The organism is Microbacterium sp. SY138 (genome assembly GCF_039729145.1).
Classification (GTDB): domain Bacteria; phylum Actinomycetota; class Actinomycetes; order Actinomycetales; family Microbacteriaceae; genus Microbacterium; species Microbacterium maritypicum_A.
The window spans coordinates 2,850,117-2,865,648 of sequence record NZ_CP155793.1 but is presented as its reverse complement, the minus strand read 5'-3'; the positions used below and the strand labels follow the sequence as shown (position 1 = coordinate 2,865,648).

At 68.2% G+C, this 15,532-nt stretch carries 15 protein-coding genes; 13 read left to right on the top strand and 2 right to left on the bottom strand.

Translation table 11 applies throughout. The annotated features are described in order from the left end of the window. Nucleotides 1-2 precede the first annotated feature (2 nt). Complete coding sequence (locus tag ABDC25_RS13635; protein WP_347123194.1) at nucleotides 3-1,280, bottom strand: DUF445 domain-containing protein; 1,278 nt, start codon at nucleotides 1,278-1,280, stop codon at nucleotides 3-5. A gap of 105 nt (nucleotides 1,281-1,385) precedes the next feature. Here ABDC25_RS13635 and ABDC25_RS13630 point away from each other — a divergent pair, with 105 nt between their 5' ends. Beyond that, nucleotides 1,386-1,658 carry a metal-sensitive transcriptional regulator gene (locus ABDC25_RS13630; protein WP_021199979.1) on the top strand — a complete coding sequence of 91 codons (273 nt, stop codon included), beginning with the start codon at nucleotides 1,386-1,388 and terminating at the stop codon, nucleotides 1,656-1,658. Nucleotides 1,659-1,721: 63 nt separating this feature from the next. Here the strand turns inward: ABDC25_RS13630 and ABDC25_RS13625 are convergent, their stop codons facing one another. Further along, the gene (locus tag ABDC25_RS13625) at nucleotides 1,722-3,272 is read right to left on the bottom strand and encodes an amino acid permease (RefSeq protein ID WP_021199978.1); all 1,551 of its coding nucleotides are present in this window, start codon (nucleotides 3,270-3,272) and stop codon (nucleotides 1,722-1,724) included. Between the two features lie 156 nt (nucleotides 3,273-3,428). On the opposite strand from ABDC25_RS13625, the gene ABDC25_RS13620 reads away from it, so the two are divergent. From ABDC25_RS13620 to ABDC25_RS13565, 12 genes are all read left to right on the top strand, one after another. Beyond that, nucleotides 3,429-4,784 carry a glutamine synthetase family protein gene (locus ABDC25_RS13620; RefSeq protein WP_347123191.1) on the top strand — a complete coding sequence of 452 codons (1,356 nt, stop codon included), beginning with the start codon at nucleotides 3,429-3,431 and terminating at the stop codon, nucleotides 4,782-4,784. Then, nucleotides 4,765-5,517 carry a gamma-glutamyl-gamma-aminobutyrate hydrolase family protein gene (locus tag ABDC25_RS13615; protein WP_292769280.1) on the top strand — a complete coding sequence of 251 codons (753 nt, stop codon included), beginning with the start codon at nucleotides 4,765-4,767 and terminating at the stop codon, nucleotides 5,515-5,517. Before ABDC25_RS13620 ends, ABDC25_RS13615 begins: the two co-directional genes overlap by 20 nt. Continuing rightward, on the top strand, nucleotides 5,514-6,875 hold the full coding sequence (locus ABDC25_RS13610) for an aldehyde dehydrogenase family protein (protein WP_347123189.1): 1,362 nt from the start codon (nucleotides 5,514-5,516) through the stop codon (nucleotides 6,873-6,875). The genes ABDC25_RS13615 and ABDC25_RS13610 overlap by 4 nt, the downstream gene beginning before the upstream one ends. Nucleotides 6,876-6,914: 39 nt before the next feature. Beyond that, nucleotides 6,915-7,694 carry a 3-oxoacyl-ACP reductase gene (locus ABDC25_RS13605; protein ID WP_021199974.1) on the top strand — a complete coding sequence of 260 codons (780 nt, stop codon included), beginning with the start codon at nucleotides 6,915-6,917 and terminating at the stop codon, nucleotides 7,692-7,694. A gap of 33 nt (nucleotides 7,695-7,727) precedes the next feature. After that, nucleotides 7,728-8,456 carry a GntR family transcriptional regulator gene (locus ABDC25_RS13600; protein WP_136024173.1) on the top strand — a complete coding sequence of 243 codons (729 nt, stop codon included), beginning with the start codon at nucleotides 7,728-7,730 and terminating at the stop codon, nucleotides 8,454-8,456. Nucleotides 8,457-8,593: 137 nt separating this feature from the next. Then, a complete protein-coding gene (locus ABDC25_RS13595; RefSeq protein WP_292766698.1) occupies nucleotides 8,594-9,754 on the top strand; it encodes an ABC transporter ATP-binding protein in 1,161 nt (386 codons plus the stop codon). Next, nucleotides 9,751-10,929 (top strand): spermidine/putrescine ABC transporter substrate-binding protein, encoded by a 1,179-nt coding sequence (locus tag ABDC25_RS13590; protein WP_021199971.1) that lies wholly within the window; start codon nucleotides 9,751-9,753, stop codon nucleotides 10,927-10,929. The genes ABDC25_RS13595 and ABDC25_RS13590 overlap by 4 nt, the downstream gene beginning before the upstream one ends. After that, complete coding sequence (locus ABDC25_RS13585) at nucleotides 10,922-11,806, top strand: ABC transporter permease (protein ID WP_167255777.1); 885 nt, start codon at nucleotides 10,922-10,924, stop codon at nucleotides 11,804-11,806. The genes ABDC25_RS13590 and ABDC25_RS13585 overlap by 8 nt, the downstream gene beginning before the upstream one ends. Beyond that, nucleotides 11,803-12,678, top strand: a complete 876-nt coding sequence (locus ABDC25_RS13580; protein ID WP_021199969.1) for an ABC transporter permease — start codon at nucleotides 11,803-11,805, stop codon at nucleotides 12,676-12,678. Before ABDC25_RS13585 ends, ABDC25_RS13580 begins: the two co-directional genes overlap by 4 nt. 2 nt (nucleotides 12,679-12,680) lie before the next feature. Continuing rightward, nucleotides 12,681-14,345, top strand: a complete 1,665-nt coding sequence (locus ABDC25_RS13575; RefSeq protein WP_347123185.1) for an amidohydrolase — start codon at nucleotides 12,681-12,683, stop codon at nucleotides 14,343-14,345. Nucleotides 14,346-14,876: 531 nt separating this feature from the next. Further along, nucleotides 14,877-15,272: a hypothetical protein gene (locus tag ABDC25_RS13570; RefSeq protein WP_347123183.1), complete on the top strand. Its 396-nt coding sequence runs from the start codon at nucleotides 14,877-14,879 to the stop codon at nucleotides 15,270-15,272. Nucleotides 15,273-15,292: 20 nt separating this feature from the next. Beyond that, a complete protein-coding gene (locus ABDC25_RS13565) occupies nucleotides 15,293-15,526 on the top strand; it encodes a hypothetical protein (RefSeq protein WP_021199966.1) in 234 nt (77 codons plus the stop codon). Nucleotides 15,527-15,532: the final 6 nt, after the last annotated feature.

Sequence of the window (15,532 nt, the reverse complement as noted above, 5' to 3'; positions counted from 1 at the left end):
GGTCAGACTCCGGGGATCAGGGCGTGGGCGATGGAGAAGATGGCGAGACCGGCCAGGGCGCCGACGAACGTGCCGTTCAGGCGGATGTACTGCAGGTCGCGGCCGACCATGAGCTCGATCTTCTCGGTGGTCTCGGCCGGATCCCAGCGCTCGACGGTGTCGGTGATGATCGAGGCGATGTCGTGCCGGTAGCGGTCGACGAGGAAGACCGCGGCGTCGGATACCCACGTGTCGACCCGATTCTGCAGCGCGGTATCGGTCGTGAGGCGCTCGCCGACCTCCTGCAGTGCCTGCACGGCGCGGCGGCGCAGACCGCTCTGCGGATCGGCGAGGGCCGTGAGCAGGCCGTTCTTCGCGGTGTTCCAGGCCTCGGCGGCCAGGGCGCCGACACGGGGGCTGTCGAACAGCGAGGCCTTGGCGTTCTCGAGCTTCGCGCGCGTGGCCGGATCGTTCTGCAGGCTGTCCGCCAGACGCGCCAGGTAGCCGTCGACGGCGAGACGAGCCGGATGGCGCGGGTCGGCCTGCACGGCGTGCACGAACTTGACGGCCTCGTGATAGACGGTGTCGTCGATGAACCGGTGCGCGAGCTTCGGCACCCACCCGGGGAGGCGTCGGGAGACGAGGCCGCTGAACGACTCGGCATTCGCGTCGAGCCAGCGCGCGATGCTGTCGGCGGCGAGGTCGACAGCGCCATGATGGGCATCCGCCTCGACGATCTTCTCCAGCCACGCTCCGGCGGGCGGACCCCATTCGGGATCGACCAGGTGCTCGCGGGCGAGGTCGGTGATCAGGTCGCGTACGTCGTCGTCGCTCAGCGCATTGAGCACGGCCGTGGCGATCGTCGCCCCCTCGGTGCCCACCCGCTCGGCGTGCGGGGCCTCGCGCAGCCATTCACCGGCGCGGAGCGCGATCCGCGTGCTCGACAGCTTGGTGCGCACCACGTCGGCTGCGAGGAAGTTCGTCTCCACGAACTCCCCGAGGGAGCGGCCGATCTCGTCCTTGCGGTTCGGGATGATCGCGGTGTGCGGGATGGGCAGCCCGAGCGGACGGCGGAAGAGCGCCGTCACCGCGAACCAGTCTGCGAGGGCACCCACCATGCCGCCCTCGGCCGCAGCGCGCACATAGGCGAGCCCGTCGAACCGCTGTTGGAACGCGAAGGCGAACACGAACACGACGGCCATGAACACCAGAGCCCCGAGGGCGACGGCCTTCATGCGTCGGAGCGCGCGGAGGCGTTCCTGGTCGGCGGGCGAGAGCTGCGTCATCGGTGTTCGCGGCATGACGTCATCCTTTCACGGTGCTGCCCCGACGGTCCCGACCGGCGACGGTGCGGTGTCTCGGTGCGCAGACAGCCGCGCACCCGGAGAGACGAGTACCCTCAAGGGGTGATCGAAGACATCAAGAAGCGTGCGCTGCACCGCACCAGCATCCTCGAGGGGCAGATGCGCGGCGTCGCGCGGATGATCGAGAACGAGGACTACTGCATGGACATCATCACGCAGTCCCGTGCGATCCAGCGCTCGTTGGAGTCGCTGAACCGGCTGCTGCTGGAGAACCACCTGCGTACGCACGTGACGCACATGTTCGACGAGGGCGGCGAGGAGCGCGACAAGGCCGTCGTCGAGCTGCTCAAGGCCTTCGACTTCGACCGCAAGTAGAGCGCTCCGGGGTCGGGCACGACACAGCGCCCCGACCGACTCGTCGAGGCGCTGTGGGCGGACTCACCGGCCGCTGTCGTCGAACACCTCACCCTCCATGGCGTCATAGCCCTCGGTCTGCGGATCGCCGTGCGAGCCGCCCGAGATCGCGTACTCCTCCTCCGGGGAGAGCACCAGACGGTGGCGGAAGAAGAGTCCGAACCCGAGCAGGATCACGACGTACACGATCGCGATGGCGATGATCGCCGGGCCGAACGTCGGGTTCAGCAGGAATCCGACGAAGATGAGTGCGGCGATCACCAGCGCGACGGCCGCACCGGGGATGCCCCACGGGCTGCGGTACGGGCGGTCGACGTTCGGATACTTCTTCCGCAGGATCATGAACGACACCAGCTGCAGGCCGTAGGCGAGCACGGCACCCCAGACCGCGATGTTCAGCACGATCGCGCCGGCGACCGAACCCGCGCCCTCGGCGTCGACGGCCGCGAGCACATCGAGCACGATGAGGGCGACGAAGCCGATCGCCGCACCCACGACGAGAGCCACCCAGGGGGTCTGTCGCTTGCCGGTGAGGGACAGGAACCGCGGGTAGTAGCCCGCACGGGACAGTGAGTACATGTTGCGGCCGTAGGCGAACATGATGCCCTGCAGGGACGCGAGCAGTCCGATCAGGGCGAAGAGGGCGAGCACCGCGGCGAGCTGGTCGCCGACGATCGCGCGGAAGCCGTCGAGCAGGGGCTCGCCGGCGGTGCCCGTGGCCTCGGCCCCGATCACGCCCGTGTTCAGGAACAGCACGAGCAGACCCGTGACGATGAGGGTACCGCGAGCCCAGAATCCGGCCTTGGGGATGTCGCGGGTGGGATTGTGCGATTCCTCCGCGGCCAGGGGCAGTTCTTCGATGCCGAGGAAGAACCACATCGCGAACGGGAGAGCGAACAGGATCGGCAGCACTCCGTGTGGCAGGAACTCGGTCTGGCCCGGGTCGGGCGCGATGTTCCAGAGAGCGTCCCAGCTGAAGGCGCCGGAGAAGATGGCCATCAGGGAGAAGACCAGGATGATGCCGATCGAGATGATCGACACGACGATCGCGAAGCGGAAGGAGATCGCCGCGCCCGCGGAGTTCAGCGCGATGAAGACGACGTAGAGGATCAGGTACCAGAGCCACCCCGGCAGTTCCAGCCCCAGCAGCTCGCTCGTAATGCCGTTCGCATACGACGCCGAGAAGTAGACGATCACCGCCGTGGTCGCCACGTACTCGATGGTCTCGGCGGCGCCGGTCACCAGGCCGCCCCACGGGCCCATCGCGGAACGGGCGAACGAGTAGGCGCCGCCGGTGTGCGGCATCATCGCGGCCATCTCGCCGATCGCGAAGATCATGCCGTAGTACATGAGGACGAGGATCACGAAGGCGATCAGCATCCCGCCGAAGCCCGCGAAGTCGATACCGAAGTTCCATCCGGAGAAGTCGCCGGAGATGACGGCTGCGACCGCGAGCCCCCACAGTCCCCAGACGCCGGCGGATCTCTTCAGCGTCCGTTTCTCGAAGTACTCGCTTCCGGCACGTGTATAGGTCGCCCCAGCGACCTTGCGGGACTCACTGCTCTGCTCAGACATCCGCTCTCCGTTCGCATGCACACAGGCGCCGGGTGCACCTTGCGGATGATTGTGGCAGTCAATGGTGGTTTCGTCTACCTTTAGACGCCGAGGTGATCTACTCTGAGGGCGAAGCCGGTCGGCCGATCGCTTCACCACGACGACGGGAGCGAGAAGATGTCGGGAAACCTGAGCATCGAGCAGCTGGATGCCGGCATCGCCGCCGGCGAGATCGACACGGTGATCGTCGCCTTCGCCGATGCGCAGGGACGGCTGGTCGGCAAACGGGTCTCCGCGAGGCTGTTCCAGGAGGACATCCTGCATCACGGCGCCGAAGCCTGCGACTACCTGCTGTCGGTCGATGTCGACATGAACACGGTCGACGGCTACGCGATGTCGGGATGGGATCGCGGGTACGGCGACATGGTGCTGCGGCCCGACGTCGCGACCCTCCGCCGCATCCCGTGGCTCGATGGAACCGCGCTCGTGATCGCCGATCTGGTGTGGGGGAACGGTGAACCGGTGGGGCCCTCACCGAGAGCCATCCTCGATCGGCAGCGCGACCGTCTCGCCGAGCGGGGCTGGACAGCGTTCTCGGGCACCGAGCTCGAGTTCATCGTCTTCGACGACACCTATCGCGAAGCCTGGGCCCGCAAGTACGAGGGGCTCACACCGTCGACCGATTACAACGTCGACTACAACCTGCTCGCCTCCACGCGCCTCGAACCCCTGCTGCGCAACATCCGCAACAGCATGGACGGCGCGGGACTGTACTGCGAGGGCGTGAAGGGGGAGTGCAACCTGGGGCAGCAGGAGATCGCGTTCCGCTACGCCGAGGTGCGCGAGACCGCCGACCAGCATGCGCTCTACAAGAACGGCGCGAAGGAGATCGCGGAGCAGCACGGACAGGCACTCACCTTCATGGCCAAGTTCAACGAGCGCGAGGGCAACAGCTGCCACATCCATCTCTCCCTACGTGCCGACGACGGCACCCCGGTCATGGCGGGGGACGGCGAGCATGGGTTCAGCCCGATCATGGAGCACTGGATCGCCGGCATCCTCGCTACCCTGCGCGAATTCACGCTGCTCTACGCGCCCAACATCAACTCGTACAAGCGGTTCGCGAAGGGCAGCTTCGCCCCGACCGGCGTCGCCTGGGGCATCGACAACCGCACCTGCGCGCTGCGCGTGATCGGCTCCGGCTCCGGCCTGCGGGTCGAGAACCGGGTGCCGGGCGGCGACGTGAACCCCTACCTCGGCATCTCGGCGATCATCGCCGGGGGCCTGCACGGCATCGAGAACGAGCTGCCGTTGCCCGAGCGCTTCACGGGCAACGCCTACGAATCCGGCGTCGAGCACCTGCCCACTACCCTCCGGGAGGCGGCGCAGCTGTTCAGCGAATCATCCATCGCCCGCGCGGCGTTCGGCGACGACGTCGTGGACCACTACCTGAACCAGGCGCGCATCGAGGTCGAGGCCTACGACGCCGCCGTCACCGACTGGGAGCGCATCCGTGGTTTCGAGCGGCTCTGACCTGGCCCCGCTGATCGGTGTCACGACCTATCTCGAGCGGGCGCAGCAGGGGGTGTGGGATGTGCGGGCGGCGTTCCTGCCCGAGCAGTATCTGACCGGGGTGACGGATGCCGGCGGCATCGCGCTGCTGCTGCCGCCACAGGACCCGGCGTCGGCGGAGGCCGCCATCGCCGGCATGGACGGCCTGATCCTCTCCGGAGGTGCGGATGTCGCCCCCGAGCTCTACGGCGAGGAGCGGCATCCGCTCACCGATCCCGCACGCGTGGACCGCGACGCGTGGGAGCTGGCGCTGTTCCGTGCGGCCGAGCGACGACGCATCCCGGTGCTCGCGATCTGCCGAGGGCTGCAGCTCGTCAACGTGGCACGGGGAGGCACACTCCAGCAGCATCTACCCGAATCGCTCGGCACCGAGCGGTACCGCCTCGGCGGCGGCATCTTCGCCGAGAACGACATCGAGGTCTCGGGCGACACCACGCTCGCCGAGGTGCTCGGTGCGGGCGGCGTGCGCGTGCACAGCTACCACCACCAGGGCATCGATCGCCTCGGGGAAGGGCTGATCGCGGCTGCGCACTCCGACGACGGACTCGTGCAGGCGTTCGTCGACACCTCGGCCGGCCACATCGTCGGCATCCAATGGCATCCGGAGGAGAACGCCGACGACCGGCGCCTCTTCGCCGATCTCGTCTCACAGGCTCGTGCGCTCGCCGCGCGGCGGAAGGAGGGCGCCCGATGAGCGCGTTCACAGTCATCAACCCGTCGACCGGGAAAGCGATCCGCGACGTCGCCCGTGCCGATGCCGCCGAGACCGATGCCGCGATCGCCCGCGCCGTCGCTGCTCAGCGCCGATGGGCGGCGCTCGCCCCGGTCGCGCGAGCCGATGTCCTCCGGTCGTTCGCCCGTGCGGTCGAGGGCGTGGTCGAGGAGCTGGCACAGCTGGAGGTGCTCAACTCGGGGCATCCGATCGGCTCGGCCCGGTGGGAAGCCGGCCACGTGGCCCAGGTGCTCAACTACTACTCCGCCGACCCGGAGCGGCTGTCCGGGCGTCAGATCCCGGTGGCCGGTGGCCTCGACGTCACCTTCCACGACCCCTACGGCGTGATCGGCGTCATCGTGCCGTGGAACTTCCCCATGACGATCGCGTCCTGGGCGTTCGCGCCGGCGCTCGCCGCTGGCAATGCCGTGGTGCTGAAGCCGGCCGAGCTCACACCGCTCACCGCGATCCGCCTGGGCGAGCTCGCGCTCGAGGCGGGGCTCCCCGAGGGGCTGTTCCAGGTCGTCACGGGCTCGGGCTCCGTCGTCGGTCAGCGCCTGGTCGAGCATCCGGATGTGCGCAAGGTGGTCTTCACGGGCTCGACCGAGGTCGGGATCGAGGTCGCCGCCGGATGCGCCAGGGCGCTCAAGCCCGTGACGCTCGAGCTCGGCGGCAAGAGCGCGAACATCGTCTTCGCCGATGCCGACCTCGAACGCGCGGCGGCGGGAGTCCCGGGCTCGGTGTTCGACAACGCCGGCCAGGACTGCTGCGCACGCAGTCGGCTCCTGGTGCAGCGCTCGGTGTACGACCGCTTCCTCGAGCTGCTCGAACCGGCCGTGACCGCGTGGCGCGTGGGCGACCCCGCGCGTGAGGACACCGACATGGGGCCGCTCATCTCGGCGGGGCACCGCGACACCGTCGCCTCGTTCCTCGACGGCGCCGACATCGCGTTCCGCGGGAGCGCGCCCGAGGGAGACGGCTTCTGGTTCGCGCCGGCCGTCGTGCTCGCGGCTCCCGCCGACCGCATCGCCCAGCAGGAGGTGTTCGGTCCCGTCCTCGCGGTGATGCCCTTCGAAGACGAGGCCGACGCGATCCGCCTGGCGAACGACACGGCCTATGGTCTCGCCGGCTCGGTGTGGACCGAGAGCCTCGGGCGCGGGGTGCGTGTCGCGCGTGGTGTGCGCAGCGGCGTGCTGTCGGTGAACTCTCACTCCTCGGTGCGGTACTCCACGCCCTTCGGCGGCATGAAGGCGTCGGGGCTGGGGCGCGAGCTCGGGCCGGACGCCGCGGAGCACTTCACCGAGACCAAGAACGTCTTCTTCGCGACCGATGAATCCTGATCGTCGCGCAACCCACCCCATCCGGAACGGAGAACCCACATGAGCATCGATCTGACCCAGCGACTGAAGGACCGCGTCGCCATCATCACCGGTGGCGCGAGCGGAATCGGGTTCGCCACCGCGCAGCGCTTCGCAGCGGAGGGTGCGTTCGTCGTGATCGCCGACGTCGATCCGGCCACGGGCGAGACGGCGGCTGCCGAGGTGGGTGGGGTGTTCCGCCGGGTCGACGTCGCCGACGAAGACCTGGTCAATGCGCTGTTCGACGGCGTCGCCGAGGAGTTCGGACGTATCGACATCGCCTTCAACAATGCGGGCATCTCGCCGGCGGACGACGACTCGATCGAGACGACCGAGCTCCCGGCGTGGGATCGGGTGCAGGACGTGAACCTCAAGAGCGTGTACCTGTGCAGCCGCGCCGCGCTGCGTCACATGGTGCCGGCGGGACGCGGGTCGATCATCAACACCGCCTCCTTCGTCGCGCTGCTCGGTTCGGCGACCTCGCAGATCAGCTACACCGCGTCGAAGGGCGGCGTGCTGGCGATGTCCCGCGAGCTGGGGGTGCAGTTCGCGCGCCAAGGAGTGCGGGTGAACGCGCTGTGCCCCGGACCGGTGAACACCCCGCTGCTGCAGGAGCTGTTCGCGAAGGATCCGGAGCGGGCGCAGCGGCGTCTCGTGCATGTGCCGATGGGACGCTTCGCCGAGCCGACGGAGCTCGCAGCGGCGGTCGCCTTCCTCGCCTCGGACGACTCGTCGTTCATCACGGCGAGCGCCTTCGTCGTCGACGGCGGGATCACGAACGCCTACGTCACCCCGCTGTGAGCGACCCTCACCTCGCTGTGACAGGGTGAAGGCATGAGCGAGCACCCCCACGACGGCGACCTCGTCGAGGTGCGCAGAGCGGTCTACCGGCCGTTGCGGCGCGGCAACGCCCTGGAGGACACGGTCGCCCGGCTCGTGCAGACGATCCGTCTCGGCGTCGTCGCTCCGGGGGAATCGCTGCCGCCCGAGCGCGAGCTCGCGGCATCGTTCGGGGTCAGTCGCGACACCGTGCGCGAGGCGATCCGCGAACTCGCGGACACCGGCTACCTGCTCCCACGGCGCGGCCGGTACGGAGGGACGTTCGTCGCCGATCCGCTGCCGCACCCGACCGTGTCGGGCACCGTGACCGCGGAGGAGATCGACGATGTGCTCGGGCTGCGCCTGGTGCTCGAGACCGGTGCCGTGCGTGCCGCGGCGAGCCGATCGCTCGACGCCGCGACGCGCGCCGACCTCTGGGCGCGGCACGAGGCGGCTCTGCCGGCCGGGCCGGATGAATACCGGCGCCTGGACACTTTGCTGCACCTGTCGATCGCCGAGGCCGCGGGCATCCCCTCGCTCGTCGCTCTGGTCGCCGAGAACAGGGCGGATGTGAACGCCTGGCTCGACACCTTCCCGCTGATGCCGCGCAATATCCAGCACTCGGGCGCGCAGCACGAGGGCATCGTCTCGGCGATCCTCGCCGGACGCCCGGATGCGGCCGAGGCCGCAATGCGCGATCACCTCGCCGGATCCGAGGCGTTGTTGCGCGGCTTCCTCATCTGATCAGCGCTAATCGGTCGCGACTTCGACGATTCGCAACGGATATCGTTGCGAATCGATCAAGAGACTTCCGATTTCGCTATACCTGGCGACTTTCCTGTGTCAGACTCGCGGCAAGCGAATCTCAATGGGGAGGCTCCATGCCCGACACCACCCGAACGTCGACGGCGACACTCGACGCACCCACCGTCACCGGTGCGGTCCGCATCGATGGCGTGACCAAGCGGTACGGCACCGCCATCGCGGTCGACGACCTGAGTCTCGACGTGCAACCGGGCGAGTTCCTCTCGCTCCTCGGTCCGTCGGGCTGTGGGAAGACGACCACGCTGCGTATGATCGCGGGCTTCGAGTATCCGGATGCCGGGGACATCCTCATCTCCGGCCGCAGTGTCCTGAACCTGCCGCCCTATCGGCGCGAGGTCAACACCGTCTTCCAGGCCTACGCCCTGTTCCCGCACCTCACGGTCGCCGAGAACGTCGCCTACGGTCTGCAGCAACGGCGCGTTCCCAAAGCCGAGCAGCGGGAGCGGGTGAGCGAAGCGCTCGACATGGTGCAGCTGCGGGCGTTCGCCGATCGCAAGCCGACGCAGCTCTCCGGCGGCCAGCAGCAGCGGATCGCGCTGTCGCGGGCGCTCATCAACCGGCCGAGCGTGCTCCTGCTGGATGAGCCGCTCGCGGCGCTGGACCGTCAGCTGCGTGAGGAGATGCAGCTCGAGCTCAAGCTCCTGCAGGCCCGCCTCGGTACGACTTTCGTGTTCGTCACGCACGATCAGGCCGAGGCGCTGTCGATGAGCGACCGGATCGCGGTGATGCGGGCCGGGCGGATCGAACAGCTCGATGCGCCCGCGGCCATCTATGCGGAGCCCGCGTCGGCCTACGTCGCCTCGTTCATCGGGCAGCAGAACTTCGTGCACGGCACGGTGCGTGCCGACGGTGAGGCCGTCGACACGGCGATCGGCGTGATCGCCGGTCGCTGGGGTGGCGAGCGGGTCGCCGCCGGTCAGCCGGCGGTCGCTGCGATCCGGCCCGAGTACGTCCGCCTGGAACAGGGCGAGGGTGCAGGGGTCCGCGGTCGTGTGCTCGGGGTCTCGCATCTCGGCGAGACCCTGCAGGTCGCGGTGCGCATCGGCGAGGATGCCACGTTCCTCTCGCGCATGCCGGCGCCCACGGCGCCGGAGGTGGGAGTCGACGACGAGGTCCGTTGCGTCTGGAGTTCCGCGGATGCACGGCTGTTCGCCGCGGACGGCATCCCCACGACGGCGACGCACGTGATCACCCTGCCCAAGGACGGCGGCCGGTGACCGGCACGCCTCCGGTGCGGGTGCTCGCGCACCGGAGCGCCGCGCGGGTGATCCGCACCGAGCTGACCAGGCGCGGCTTCCTCGCCACCGCCATCATGGCGGGCGGCGCGGTCGTGCTCAGCGCGTGCGCACCGGGCCAGAACGCCGCGGCCGTGCACGCCAAGGGGGGACCGCTCGAGGACAAGCTCTCGATCTACAGCTGGGGCGACTACGACGCGCCGGAAGTGCTCGAGCAGTTCACAGCCGAGAGCGGCCCGCGCATCGTGCTCGACGCCTTCAACTCGAACGAAGAGCTGATCGCCAAGCTCGTCGCGGCGCGGGGCACCTCGGGCTACGACATCGTGGTGCCGACCGGCGTCTTCGTCGGACCGATGGCCGAGAACGGCCTCCTGCAGAAGTTCAACCTCGACCTGTTGCCGAACATGAAGCACGTGGCGCCGGAGTTCCGCGGGCGCTCGTGGGATCCGGGCAACGAGTACTCCGTGTGCAAGGCATGGGGGACGACCGGTTTCGTGTACGACAAGAGGGTGATCTCCCGAGAGCTCACGACCTGGAACGACTTCATCGACGCCGCACAGAATGAGGCCTCCGGTTCGACCTCGGTGCTCGACGATCCGGCGCCGCTGCTCGGCATCTACTTCTGGGCGAACGGTATCGACTGGACCACCACGGACCCGGACGACCTCGACGCCGTCGAGAAGTTCCTGGTGAAGGACCTCGCGCCGCACATCTCGGCGTTCGACTCGTACCCGGGAGGTTCGTCGATCCCGCAGGCCTCGCACGCGCTGCTGCAGTCCTACAACGGCGACGCGAGGCTCGGCATCTTCGAGTCCGACGACCCCGATCGGTGGCAGTGGGTGCTGGGGAGCCCCGCGACCGAGCTGTGGATGGACAACTGGGCGATCGCCGCCGGTGCCCCGCACCCCGAGGCGGCGCACGCGTTCATCGACTTCGTGCTGCAGCCCGACGTGCAGCTCGCACAGGTCGACTACATCGGCTACGACACCGGCATCTCGGGGATCCGGGAGGAGGCGGAGGCCGCGGGGCTGGAACGGCTCGACATGGTGTTCTTCGACGAGGAGCAGGTGGCCACGATGCACGAGGGCAAGCTGACGGACGCACAGGACCGCGTCGTCTCGATCTGGAACTCGATGAAGGCGGCTGCCGGTGCCTAAGCTCAAGTTCGGTCTCGCCATCCCGGCCTGGGTGTGGTTGCTCGTCTTCTTCGTCGCCCCGATCTTCATGGTGATCGTGTTCAGCTTCGGATACAAGCCGAGCATCTTCGCCACGCATGCGCTCGACCACCTCTCGTTCGACCGCTACCTCGAGGCGCTCTCGCCGACCTTCTTCAGCACGTTCCTGAACACGCTGTGGATCGGCATCCTGGGCACGGCCCTGTGCCTCGTGATCGGCGGGCCGGTCGCGTACTGGATCGCGGTGAAGGCACCGCCCTCGAAGCGGGGGTTGCTTCTCGCGCTGGTGATGGTGCCGTTCTGGACCAACTTCCTGGTGCGTACCATCGGCTGGCAGGTGATCCTCGCGCCCGAGGGCTGGCTCTCGCAGCTGCTGCAGGGGGTCGGGGTCATCCCCGGTCCGCTCGACCTGCTGTACTCGCGCGGCGCCGTGCTCCTCGGCGTCGTCTACAACTACCTGCCGCTGATGATCCTGCCGCTGTTCGTCGCCTTCGACCGGGTGTCGGGACCGCTGCGCGAGGCGAGCAAGGACCTGGGCGCGAACAGCATCACGACCTTCCTGCGGGTGACGGTGCCGCTGGCCCGACCCGGCATCATCGCCGGCGTGCTCCTGGTGTACATCCCGCTGATGGGCGACTACATCACCGCCACCGTGCTGGGCGGAGCGAAGGGCAACATGATCGGGCAGGTGGTGGCGAGCCAGTTCCAGACCGCGCAGAACTGGGCATTGGGCTCGGCGATGGCCGTGCTGCTGATCATCGTCATCATGCTCTCGATCGCGGTCGCGGCCGGACTCCTCTGGCTCCTGACCCTGCCGCTCAGACAACGCAACCGACTCGTCCTGGGGGAGGGATCATGACCGATACGAAGACCGCCATGACGGCACCGCGCGTGCGCCGGGGAGCCGGACGCTTCGTGCTGCCGATCTGGGCGGCGCTGGTGTTCCTGTTCCTGTTCCTGCCGATTCTCGTGATCATCGCGTACTCGTTCAACGTCGGGCGCCTGCTGGTGTCCTGGGACCACTTCGGCTTCGACTCGTTCCTCGCGATCGTGAACAAGCCCGCGATCCGCGATGCCGTGCTCGTGTCGGTGCGCACCGGTCTGCTCGCGGCTCTGCTCGCCACCGCGCTGGGCACGCTGGCGGGCATCGCGATGGCACGCAATCCCGGCAGGTGGGTGTGGTGGTTCCTCGGGCTTCTGCTGCTCGTGTCGGTCACGCCCGAGATCGTCGACGCGGTCGCGCTGCTGCCGTGGCTGGTGTTCCTCGGGCAGGATGCCGGGATAGGCATCTTCAACGACGGCACGATGAGACTCGTGGTGGGGCAGTCGCTGTTCTCGATCGCCATCGTGTCGTACATCGTGCGGGCGCGGCTGGTCGGGCTCGACGCCCGCCTGGAGGAGGCATCGGCCGACCTCTACGCGCCGCCCGTGCGCACGTTCCTCAAGATCACGCTGCCGCTCGCGATGCCGGCCGTGCTCGCCGGGTTCCTGCTCTCGTTCACGCTGAGCCTCGACAACACGGTCGTGTCGGCGTTCGTGCAGGTGTCGGGAACGACGCCGTGGCCCGTCTACGTGCTCAGCGCGCTGCGCAGCGGCTTGCGTCCGGAGATCGCCGCGGTGTCGACGATCATGCTCGTGCTCACGCTGTTGGCGCTCGCGCTGGTGGCCGTGGTTCTGAAGAGGGCGGGGGACTCGGCGACCGAGATCGCCCGCACGATGGCAGGGGGTTGAGGGTGGGATACGCAGATCTGGTCTTCACGGGTGGCGTGCGCGGAGGGCGGGTGTTCCTCGCCGATGCCGCGCGCACCACGGCGCACGCGGTCGCCGTGACGGACGGGTTCATCAGCGCGGTGGGGCACGACGTCGCGGCGCTGATCGGGCCGGAGACCGAGGTGATCGACCTCGCCGGCGGACTGCTGGTGCCCGGTTTCCAGGACGCGCACGTGCACCCGGTGTGGGGCGGGTTGGACATGCTCCGCTGCGATCTGTCCGCTCTGGCCACCCGCGAGGAGTACCTCGACCGGATCGCCCGGTATGCGGCCGCGCACCCGGACGACGAGTGGATCCTCGGGGGCGGATGGCAGATGTCGGCGTTCCCCGGAGGCACACCGACGGCAGAGGACCTCGACCCCGTCGTGCCCGATCGCCCGGCGTTCCTGCCGAACCGTGACGGACACGGTGCCTGGGTCAACTCCCGTGCGCTCGCGCTCGCCGGCATCACCCGCGAGACGGCCGACCCCGCGGACGGGCGGATCGAGCGCGATGCGACCGGTGCCCCCAGCGGCACGCTGCACGAGGGCGCGATGGGCCTGGTCAACCGGCTCCTGCCGACCGAGGCGCCCGAGCGGCTCGTCGAGGCGCTCCTGCAGGGGCAGCGCCACCTGCACTCCTACGGGGTGACGGCCTGGCAGGATGCGATCGTCGGCACCGAGTACGGCGATGCGGGCGATCCGCTCCCGGCCTATCGGACCGCCGCCGCATCCGGGATGCTCACCGGTCGCGTCGTCGGCTCCCTGTGGTGGGATCGATCACGGGGCCTGGAGCAGATCGACGACATCGTGCGCCGTCGGGACGAGAGCACGGTCGGCCGCTTCCGGGCGCGCAGCGTGAAGATCATGCAGGACGGCGTCGCCGAGAACTTCACCGCCGCGATGCTGGAACCGTACTGCGACGGCCACGGGCACCCGCGCGAGGATTCGGGGATCTCCTTCGTCGAACCGGAGCTGCTCAAAGAAGCCGCGACCCGGCTCGACGCCCTCGGCTTCACGCTGCACTTCCACGCGATCGGCGACCGCGCCGTGCGCGAGTGCCTCGATGCGGTCGAGGCCGCGCTCGTGCAGAACGGTCCGCGCGGCAACCGGCACCACATCTCCCACATCCAGGTCGTGCACCCTGACGACATCCCACGGTTCCGGGCCCTCGACGTCACCGCCAACATGCAGATGCTGTGGGCGACGCTCGAGCCGCAGATGGTCGACCTCACCATCCCGTTCCTCGGGGCGCAGCGCAGCGCGTGGCAGTACCCGTTCGGCGACCTGTTGCGTTCCGGCGCCGCGCTCGCGGCGGGCAGCGACTGGTCGGTGAGCACGCCGAACCCGATGGCGGCGATCCACGTGGCCGTCAACCGCCGTTCCGCGCCGACCGAGTGGGAGGGCGACTACGAACCGTTCCTCCCGGAGCAGGCGATCGACCTCGCCACGGCCCTCGTCGCCTACACGGCGGGATCGGCGCGGGTGAACCACCTCGACGACACCGGGACGATCGCGGTGGGGATGCGGGCCGACCTCGCCCTGCTCGACCGGGATCCGTTCGAGCATCCCGCGGAGGAGATCGGCCTGACCGAGGTGCGCGGCACCTGGGTCGGGGGAGAGCGGGTGTTCGACTCCGTGGGCGACTGAATGACACCACACCGACAATTACGCCGAGGGGAATCGGGGGGAGTAGCTCAGGGCCCCTCGGTCGCTAACCGCCCCCCAGACCTGGTGCGTTGCGATCTCCTCGGCGGCCGCCGGACGCACAACGATCTGCGTGCGAAAGGTGGGGCCGGCGTAGACCTCGGGAAGCCACCAGTCGAACACATCGACGTGAGAGTGGAGTTTGCCGCCTAATCGTATATCGGTCGCTCTTCGCGATGTGGTGCGGGTTTCGCTGGTCCGTCCCCCGAATGGTGGACAGACAGGTTCTGCTGGAGTGCGGGATGCTTGTGCGCGCGGCGGGTCGAGTGATCGGAGAAACACAGTGAGATATCGAACAAAGGTTTCGGCTGGGGCGGTGGTGGCCTCCGTGGCTCTGATCTGTACGTGGGTGGGTCCGGCATATGCGTCCGAGGATGTTGACACGGTTTCGGTGGCAGACGTTGAGCGGGCTCTTGCCGGAAAGCTCCCGAGCGCTTCGCCTACGGAATCGACGTTCCTGTCGGCGGTTCGGTGATGTTGGTCGAGGACGGATCAGCGGTGGTTGCGGATCGAGATGGCATCACGGTGCTCACAACGAATGTGCCATGGGCGGTCGATGCGAACGGCGCTGCAGTTCCGACTCGATACGAAGTTGATGGCACTCAGCTCGTGCAGGTCGTTGAACACACTGCCCGCGATGTGGCCTATCCGGTCGTCGCCGATCCGACCTATTGGTGGGGAGGGAAAACGTGGATCCCCGCGAACAAGGTCTCGATCAGTCAAACTGCGTCCATCCTGTACGCACTGATTCCAGGATTTGTTGGCCCGGTAGCTCTCTACAACGTGGGGCTGGGGCTTTGCAACCAGGCCGGTAAGGGCATCTGGGTGTACTGGACCTGGGCGGGTCACATCTGGTGTACAGGACCGTAAGGAGATAAGGAGCTTCAACCATGGTCTCTCTCAATGAACTTGGCCCTATGGCGAAACGGAAGCGCAGTCTTCTCATCATCAGCTGGGTGGCGCCTGTCCTCGCGCTGGTCGCAGCTATCGTTTTCTGGAATGACCCTCCAATGCTGAGCGCGATCGCTGCAGCGATCTTGCTGCTCATGATGACGGCGCTCTATCTTGTAGAAAGAAGATTCTCCAGAGCCCTTATCGCGGCTCTGAGGCGTCAACAAACATGAAGTGAC

Bases quoted from the DNA above. Each gene is read 5' to 3' on its own strand.
- ABDC25_RS13635 (WP_347123194.1), bottom strand. From the start codon at position 1,280: ATGCCGCGAACACCGATGACGCAGCTCTCGCCCGCCGACCAGGAACGC.
- ABDC25_RS13625 (WP_021199978.1), bottom strand. From the start codon at position 3,272: ATGTCTGAGCAGAGCAGTGAGTCCCGCAAGGTCGCTGGGGCGACCTAT.
- ABDC25_RS13620 (WP_347123191.1), top strand. From the start codon at position 3,429: ATGTCGGGAAACCTGAGCATCGAGCAGCTGGATGCCGGCATCGCCGCC.
- ABDC25_RS13610 (WP_347123189.1), top strand. From the start codon at position 5,514: ATGAGCGCGTTCACAGTCATCAACCCGTCGACCGGGAAAGCGATCCGC.
- ABDC25_RS13605 (WP_021199974.1), top strand. From the start codon at position 6,915: ATGAGCATCGATCTGACCCAGCGACTGAAGGACCGCGTCGCCATCATC.
- ABDC25_RS13600 (WP_136024173.1), top strand. From the start codon at position 7,728: ATGAGCGAGCACCCCCACGACGGCGACCTCGTCGAGGTGCGCAGAGCG.
- ABDC25_RS13595 (WP_292766698.1), top strand. From the start codon at position 8,594: ATGCCCGACACCACCCGAACGTCGACGGCGACACTCGACGCACCCACC.
- ABDC25_RS13580 (WP_021199969.1), top strand. From the start codon at position 11,803: ATGACCGATACGAAGACCGCCATGACGGCACCGCGCGTGCGCCGGGGA.
- ABDC25_RS13570 (WP_347123183.1), top strand. From the start codon at position 14,877: ATGTTGGTCGAGGACGGATCAGCGGTGGTTGCGGATCGAGATGGCATC.
- ABDC25_RS13565 (WP_021199966.1), top strand. From the start codon at position 15,293: ATGGTCTCTCTCAATGAACTTGGCCCTATGGCGAAACGGAAGCGCAGT.